At 53.3% G+C, this 7,877-nt stretch carries 6 protein-coding genes; 4 read left to right on the top strand and 2 right to left on the bottom strand.

Going from position 1 to position 7,877, the window contains the following annotated elements:
• Window positions 1-271: 271 nt before the first annotated feature.
• Window positions 272-595: a cupin domain-containing protein gene (locus ACLQ7H_RS12030; protein WP_021806015.1), complete on the bottom strand. Its 324-nt coding sequence runs from the start codon at window positions 593-595 to the stop codon at window positions 272-274.
• A gap of 26 nt (window positions 596-621) precedes the next feature.
• The gene (locus ACLQ7H_RS12025) at window positions 622-1,788 is read right to left on the bottom strand and encodes an oligogalacturonate lyase family protein (protein WP_411752866.1); all 1,167 of its coding nucleotides are present in this window, start codon (window positions 1,786-1,788) and stop codon (window positions 622-624) included.
• 433 nt (window positions 1,789-2,221) lie between these two features.
• On the opposite strand from ACLQ7H_RS12025, the gene ACLQ7H_RS12020 reads away from it, so the two are divergent.
• The 4 genes from ACLQ7H_RS12020 to ACLQ7H_RS12005 all read left to right on the top strand — a co-directional run bounded on the left by ACLQ7H_RS12020 (window position 2,222) and on the right by ACLQ7H_RS12005 (window position 7,709).
• Window positions 2,222-3,787 (top strand): MFS transporter, encoded by a 1,566-nt coding sequence (locus ACLQ7H_RS12020; protein WP_411752865.1) that lies wholly within the window; start codon window positions 2,222-2,224, stop codon window positions 3,785-3,787.
• A gap of 88 nt (window positions 3,788-3,875) precedes the next feature.
• Entirely contained in the window at window positions 3,876-5,933 is a 2,058-nt protein-coding gene (locus tag ACLQ7H_RS12015) for a right-handed parallel beta-helix repeat-containing protein (RefSeq protein ID WP_411752864.1), read from the top strand.
• A gap of 324 nt (window positions 5,934-6,257) precedes the next feature.
• Complete coding sequence (kduD, locus tag ACLQ7H_RS12010) at window positions 6,258-7,019, top strand: 2-dehydro-3-deoxy-D-gluconate 5-dehydrogenase KduD (RefSeq protein WP_046808386.1); 762 nt, start codon at window positions 6,258-6,260, stop codon at window positions 7,017-7,019.
• A gap of 45 nt (window positions 7,020-7,064) precedes the next feature.
• A complete protein-coding gene (locus ACLQ7H_RS12005; RefSeq protein WP_021178550.1) occupies window positions 7,065-7,709 on the top strand; it encodes an RpiB/LacA/LacB family sugar-phosphate isomerase in 645 nt (214 codons plus the stop codon).
• The last annotated feature ends 168 nt before the right edge of the window (window positions 7,710-7,877 follow it).

Raw genomic sequence — 7,877 nt, 5'->3', positions numbered from 1 at the left:
TTATTTCAATGAAATCAAAAGATAAGAACGGATCTTAACTTCCCAGTAAATTCTTGAGAATTATCCTTATATATTCACTGGGTGTATGTTTTTGTCTTGAGTTATTTTAAATATAGATTATTCATATTTCTCGCCTGCGATCTGCTTGGCGGCAAGCATATTGAGGGTGTGGGCAAGGAGGTAGGGTAATTTTCTGCAAGAGAAGGGGGGGGATTGCTGCAGTTTATTAGGTGCCAAATGCTCCCGGCACGATGGCCGGGAGCACATGTGATTACTTCAGGAAATCCTCACGCTGTGGCGTGAAGGTATCCAATAAAGTACCAGCCTCCAGGCACACACAGCCGTGTACCACGTCGGGCTTTTTGTACAAGGTATCTCCGGCAGCCACTTCCTTGGTGACGCCATCGATGGTGAAGCTGAAGCGGCCGGAAAGTACGTAGGTCAGTTGCTCGTGCGGGTGGCTGTGCAACGGGCCGACAGCACCTTGGCTAAAGTTGACCTCCACCGCCATCATGGTGCCGCCATGGGCGAGAATGCGGCGTGTCACGCCGTTCCCTAAATCTTCTAACGCACAATCCTGTTTGTAGATAAACATGGTTGTTCCTCAATCAAATAGTGCCATCAAGCAAAGAGATCTTCCGGCAAGCGGGCTAGATACAGCGCAGGTTCACCCTCAAAATCGGAGGTGAAGAGCACTTGCCGGTTGTCCGGGGTAAATGATGGGTGCGGATGCGTTACCTGACGGTCGCCATTCAGCACGCGCCATGAGCTGTTATGGGCAGCCAGGCGTGCCTGACGTTTTTGTTTGGCGTCGAACACGTAAAGCCACGGGTCGTTCTCAATGGTGTAGCCTTGAGAATCTTTGATGTCGACTGGCGTAGCCGAACCGTCACCCACCAACAGGCTGCCGTCGTAGTTGCTCATCAGGTGCGAGCAGGCTGGCATGGTCATCACGATTTCGTCCTGCCCGGTTTGTGGATCGTAACGGCAGATGTTGCGCTCTTGCTGGCCTTTCAAATAAGAGACGTACATCAGGGCTGAACCGTCCGGTACCCAGAATTCGTGGGTGCAGCTCTCGCCTGGCGCGTGATCTTTTACCTTACGCATATTGCTGCCGTCTTCGTTGATCAGCCACATGCGGGCATCAACCAGATCGTGTGGCCCTTCGTGGCAGAAGGCGACGCAGTCACTATGGTATGGGCGGTAGATCGGATGGCCTAACCACAGGCGGTCCTCATAGATCACACGTGATTCACCGCTGGCCAAATCGACACGCAGCAGGCGGCAATGCGGGTTTTTGGTGAAGAAGCTGTGGAAAATTTTCCAATCGGTCAGAGGTTGCCAATCCTGGCGATCGATTTCGATACCTACCAGGCTGGTGCATTCACTGTTGGCAACCCAGGTGCCGTAGCCAACCCACTCTTCAGGCACGCGATACACGGTTTGCTCATTGCAGTTGCTCAGCTCTACCCGGCGCAACTCACGCTCATTTTTCACGTAATACAGGAAACGATCGTCTGGGGATAAAAAACCACCGAAGGTGTTATCGCCAGGGCCTTCGGTCAACTGCACCGCTTGCTGCAGTTGCAGATCCAGCAGGTAGTAGTTGCGGTTACCGTCAAATTCGCCGGAAAACAATAGCTTACTGCCGTCGTTGGTGAAACATTTCTGGTAGAAGTAGTTGCGGTGGCACAGCACTTCAGGCGGTGTCAGGCGGGTGAGTTGTGCGCCGGTACCGGTATCGGTTGTACGATGGAAATTGAACTGGTGGATTGAACCTTTAGCCACGATGGCCTCCCTTAACCTTATCGAAAAACCGCCGCTGTGCAGGCGATCCCTTAATTAAATAAAACATCGTTTCATAAATTTAGAAAAATGATATCAAAGTGACGGATTAGGCCAACCCGAACGGGTGATTTATGAGAGCTGCATCGCATAAATCGTTGCTCTTTGCCTAATTGATGCCGGATAGCGGTTTTGCTCATAGCCAACCAGCGTGACGCCGTTGCATGCTCGCCATTATAGAAAAACAACGTATGGGCAATCCTTGATGCTGGGACTGCTGCCAGAGGCTACCTGCGTTTTGAAGGGGGTGAAATGAGATCCCCTTATTTTTTATGTGACTTTCATCACAACATTATAACTCGCCTAAAAATACAAAACATCATTCCTGTAAAATTGAAATTAGATTTCATTTTATTTTTAATCGCGAGAAAAGACGATGACAACCAACGGTATCAACTCTCTGGGTAAGGGAAGAACGGTAGGGTTAGGACACCAACTGGCTTATGGCGGGGGCAACCTGCTAGGCAGTGGTGCGCTGGCAATCAGCGGTGCCTGGCTACTCTATTTTTACACCACGTTTTGTGGTTTGACGCTGCTGGAGGCGTCATTCATCTTCTCGGTTGCGAGCGTCATCGATGCTATCAGTAACCCGGTCATGGGTTATCTGACCGATAACTTTGGCAATACCTGGCTCGGTAAGCGCTTTGGTCGGCGGCGTTTCTTCTTGCTGATTGGTGCGCCACTGATGGTCTTTTACCCGCTGTTGTGGGTTGAGGGTTTCGGTTTTTGGTACTACCTGGCCACCTACGTCATTTTTGAACTGATTTATACCTCGGTGATGGTGCCTTACGAGACGCTGGCGACCGAAATGACCGATGATTTTGCCATGCGCTCCAAGCTGACCGGCTATAAAGCGATTTTTGGCAAGATGGCCAACTTCCTGGCGGCGTTTATCCCAGGACAATTTATTCTGCTCTATGGTAAAGAGTCGGCCCAGCCTTTTCTGTATACCGGCATCACCTACGGCGTGATCCTGTTTATTGCCATCACCGTGCTGTATCTGTTCTCCTGGGAGCGCAAGGATGAAGCAATAGCGGAGGTTAAGCATAAGAAATCGCTGCTCAAAACGTTGGCTTCATTGGCGCGGGATATGCAATCGACCTTCTACCTGCGGGTATTTCGCAAGCATCTGGGCATGTATCTGTTCGGCTTCGGCGCGGAATGGCTGTTTGCCTCGGTATTTACCTACTTTGTGATCTTCGTGCTGCAATACGATCCCGCTATTCTGGCCGGATTGAACAGCCTGAATGCCATCTTACAGCTGATATCGACGGCCATCTTTATTGGTCTGTGCGTGAAAAAAGGCTTCAGTAAACCTTATTCCTGGGCGCTCGGTATCGTGATGTTTGCGGTCTGTTGCTACTCCCTGCTGCACTTCTTTAACCTGCCTGCGCATATTGCGACTGCTGCCATCATCGGCATCACCGTGATCTTCGGCCTGGGCACCGGCGGCGTGTATTACATTCCCTGGACGGTGTATACCTTCCTGGCAGACGTGGACGAAGTCTTTACTGGCCGCCGTCGTGAAGGGATCTATGCTGGGGCGATGACTTTCTCCGGCAAGATTATGCGCTCGATTATCGTCTTCACCATGGGGGCTATCCTCAGTTACTACGGCTTCCAGTCGAAGTCTCACACTCAGCCGGAAACCGCCATTACCGCGATCTCCTGGGTGTTCTTTGCTGGCGTGATCTTGTTGGCGCTGATGGCGATTATTTTCAGCAGCCAGATGACGCTCAACCGCCAAACCCATCAGGTGGTGCTCTACGAAGTGGCCCGCATCAAGGCTGGCGGCAAGATCGGCGATATCAAACCCGAAGTTCGCCTGGTGATTGAGAAACTGGTAGGGATGCCCTACGAACAGTGCTGGGGCAACAGCACGATCTGCCAGAAGATGAACATCACTCCCGAAATCTCTACCCCTGTGTATAAACCGGCCTAACGGGCCTGATCTCCCCAAAACCCAGTGATAGGATCTTTTCGCCAAAGTGGCGGGGGGATCCCTATCTATTAAAAACAAGGAAAGGGAAATGAAGATCGTACCTCTGTCGTTATTCGTCGCTCTGGCTAGCGTATGTCATAGCGGCGTTGCCGCACCGCTGCCTGCCGCTGATAAACTGGTTTGGCAGGCCGTCGCTTTCGGTCAGTCAACGGATGTCAACTTTGCCACCAACGTGCTGCCGGAGAAAGTGGGCACCAATCAGGTGACGATGGCCAATGGCAAGCCAATGCCAGCTGGGCCACTGAAAATGCCGTTCCACGTCGAAAGCCGGGGGGGCAAAATCGGCAATAGCCATGATGGCCTGACCTTCTACTACACGCGCGTTCCCGCCAATGCCAATGTGGTTCTGGAGGCGGAGGTGACGGTCGATCAGTTTGGCCCGGAAAATATGGCTCTGCCCGCCGGGCAGGAGGGGGCGGGATTACTGATCCGCGATATTCTCGGCAAACCAAGATTGGAGAAGGTCCAGCAGGGTTATGAGGAGTTTCCGGCGGCATCCAACATGGTGATGAATGCCATCATGACGCAGGATAAAAAAGATCATCACCGGGTCAAAATGACGCTGATTTCCCGCAACGGCGTGCTCAATTCCTGGGGCAATGCGGGCGTCGCGATCAAACGGGAAGGCTATCAGCCTGAGGTGGATCTACAGAAAACGCCAAGCTTCCGGCTGCGTCTGGCTCGCACGGATCAGGGGTTTACTGCGGCCTACGCCCCGCAGGGCAGCGACAACTGGGTCAGTAAAACCACCAACGATCCACACCGCGTCACCAAGCTGGATCCTGAAGGTTACTACGTGGGCTTCTTTGCTTCACGTAACGCACGCATTACCGTCAACCAGGCCAGCCTGACGCTCAGTAAAAGCCAGCTTCCGGCGGCGCAAGAGTTTGCGGTTAAAGCGATGCCGATGCAGATCGAGATCGGTTCTGCGCCAATATCCGCCACGGATGATTACGTGTTCCAGCTACGCAGCAATAAGAGTGGCACTCTGTCGCTGAGCCAGGACGGCGTGGTCATTGCCGCAGAGCGTAAGGTACAGGCCGGAGAGATGCTGGCGGTGAAGGTTGCGCTGAAGAAGGCGGAAACCGCGCTGGATTACCGCTTCACCACGGCACAAGGTGGCACTCAGAGCGACAAACTGATGGTGCGCAAAGCGCGCTATGCCGACGCCGCTAATTTGTATGCTGCGCCACAGGGCAAAGCCGAAAATGATGGTAGCCAGCAGCACCCATTGGATTTCGCTACCGCAGTACAATCATTAACGCCGGGCGGCACACTTTGGCTGGCTGTGGGGGATTACCCCTTGGCTGTCATACCTGCCTTAGCCAGTGGCACCGCCACACATGCCAAAAAGCTCCGGCCGCTTGGGGATGGCGTGGTGTTGCATGGGATGGAGTTGGAAGCCAGCTATTGGGATATTCAGGGCATCACGGTAACGGAAAAAAGCCTGCATATTGCGGGCAGCCATAACCACCTCAACCGGGTGGTGGCACACCATGCCGATGATACCGGGATGGTCATTTCCTCCCCGGCCAACGCCGATCGGCCGCTGTGGGCCAGCCACAACCTGATCGCTCATGCAGAGTCGTACGCCAACAAAGACCCGGGTCTGATCAATGCGGATGGCTTTGCCGTCAAAATGCGAGTGGGTGAGGGGAATCGGCTCGTTGCCTGCTTCTCGCATGACAACGTGGATGACGGTTTCGATCTGTTCAACAAAATCGAGGATGGCCCGAACGGCAAGGTGATCATCGAGAACAGCGTCGCGCTGCGCAATGTCAATAATGGTTTCAAACTGGGGGGAGAAGGGTTACCCGTGGCCCACCAGGTGACCAATAGCCTCGCCATTGAAAACGGCATGGATGGGTTTACCGATAACTTCAACCCTGGCGCATTGCAAGTGAGCAACAATATGGCGATTGATAACCAGCGGTTTAACTACATTTTCCGCCCGGGGCCGTATACCACGAAGGATAAGCAGGGTGTATTCAGCGGCAACGTCTCGCTGCGTAGCAAGCCGGGAGAATATGCCGACGCGGTGGTGGGGAACATCGCCGACAATAATGCCTTCATACCTGCTATGTAGGGGCGCCGCATGCTGCGCCCGAACTGTACTGCGCCCGAATCGCATGTAATGCCGATTTAGGTCAACCCACCGGGTATGCCGTTTTTGCCCCTGTGAAAACGGCATACGTCACATAACCAAAAATTACTTTCACTTAAAATAAAACATTGTTTCAATTTTATTGATTGCGTCAGAAATAAGCGTTAGACTTGCGCCATCATGATGACAGGGGCGGGCAATATCGTTCCCCCTGTACGGCAGCAAGCTGCGGACACTGACGGGATTGCAACGCTATCCCCACTTTTGACAAGGGCCGCTGATGCCCTGAGTACTAAGGACAAGAGCATGATTCTCGATAATTTTTCATTGCAGGGTAAAGTGGCGATTGTGACCGGTTGTGACACCGGGCTGGGACAGGGGATGGCCATTGGGCTGGCTCAAGCGGGTTGTGATATCGTTGGCGTTAACGTGGTTGAGCCGGACGAAACCATTGCCAAAGTCACCGCCCTGGGGCGTCGTTTCCTCAGTCTGAAAGCCGACCTGAGCAAGCTGGAAGTGCTGCCTGAGCTGCTGGAGCGCGCGGTGGCCGAATTCGGTCATATCGATATTCTGGTCAATAACGCGGGCATCATTCGCCGCCAGGATGCGCTGCAGTTTAGCGAAAAAGATTGGGATGACGTGATGAACCTGAACATCAAGACGGTGTTCTTCATGTCTCAGGCGGTGGCCCGCCAGTTTATTGCCCAAGGCACCGGCGGCAAGATCATCAATATTGCCTCCATGCTGTCTTATCAAGGGGGCATCCGTGTGCCTTCCTACACCGCGTCCAAGAGCGCAGTGATGGGTGTCACCCGTCTGTTGGCCAACGAGTGGGCCAGCCACGGTATCAACGTCAACGCGTTGGCTCCAGGCTATATGGCGACGAACAATACTCGCCAACTGCGCGACGATCAGGCCCGCAGTGAGGAAATCCTCGAGCGTATCCCGGCTGGCCGTTGGGGCCTGCCAGAAGATCTGATGGGGCCGGTGGTATTCCTGGCTTCACCGGCTTCGGATTACATCAATGGCTACACCGTAGCGGTGGATGGCGGCTGGTTGGCTCGCTAACTCGATAACGAATAACCGATTGATTTTATTTGCGGAGAGCAAAAGATGAATATTGCACTGATGATGGAAAACAGCCAGGCGGGTAAAAATGCGCTGGTTCTCGAACAATTGCAGGCGGTTGCGGCTGGCAATCACGATGCGGTGTTCAACGTGGGTATGAGCGATGAGCAGGATCACCATCTGACCTATATCCATTTAGGGATTATGGCCAGCATTTTGTTGAACGCCGAAGCGGTCGACTTTGTGGTCACCGGCTGCGGTACCGGGCAGGGCGCCTTGATGTCATTGAACATCCATCCTGGCGTGGTGTGCGGCTACTGTATCGATCCTGCGGATGCCTTCCTGTTCGCGCAGATCAACAACGGTAATGCGTTGTCCCTGCCGTTTGCCAAAGGCTTTGGCTGGGGCGCAGAGCTGAACGTGCGCTATATCTTTGAGAAGGCCTTTACCGGGCGTAAAGGTGAAGGTTATCCGGTAGAGCGTAAGGAACCTCAGGTTCGTAACGCCGGTATCCTCAATCAGGTTAAGCAGGCGGTGATCAAAGACAACTACCTTGATACGCTGCGTGCCATCGATCCGGAACTGGTGAAGACCGCCGTTAGCGGCCCTCGTTTCCAGGAATGCCTGTTCTCCAACGGCAAAAAGCCTGAGATCGTGGCTTTTGTCAAAGAACTGCTGGCTCGCGCCTGATGTTCTTCTGGTGGCCGAATATCGGCCACCTGTTTTACCCACCGCTTGTTGTCTAACCCAGCTACGTTAAAATGGTTTCATATTCCGCACCGAAGGAAAGATTATGAAGCTGATGTTCGCCTCGGACCTGCATGGTTCACTCTCCGCCACCGACAAAATCCTCGAACT

Source organism: Serratia sp. (in: enterobacteria), from assembly GCF_046715635.1.
In the GTDB taxonomy this organism is placed as follows: domain Bacteria; phylum Pseudomonadota; class Gammaproteobacteria; order Enterobacterales; family Enterobacteriaceae; genus Chania.
This window is presented reverse-complemented; position numbering and strand designations above follow the sequence as displayed.

Bases quoted from the DNA above. Each gene is read 5' to 3' on its own strand.
- ACLQ7H_RS12015 (WP_411752864.1), top strand. From the start codon at position 3,876: ATGAAGATCGTACCTCTGTCGTTATTCGTCGCTCTGGCTAGCGTATGT.
- ACLQ7H_RS12005 (WP_021178550.1), top strand. From the start codon at position 7,065: ATGAATATTGCACTGATGATGGAAAACAGCCAGGCGGGTAAAAATGCG.
- ACLQ7H_RS12020 (WP_411752865.1), top strand. From the start codon at position 2,222: ATGACAACCAACGGTATCAACTCTCTGGGTAAGGGAAGAACGGTAGGG.
- ACLQ7H_RS12030 (WP_021806015.1), bottom strand. From the start codon at position 595: ATGTTTATCTACAAACAGGATTGTGCGTTAGAAGATTTAGGGAACGGC.
- kduD (WP_046808386.1), top strand. From the start codon at position 6,258: ATGATTCTCGATAATTTTTCATTGCAGGGTAAAGTGGCGATTGTGACC.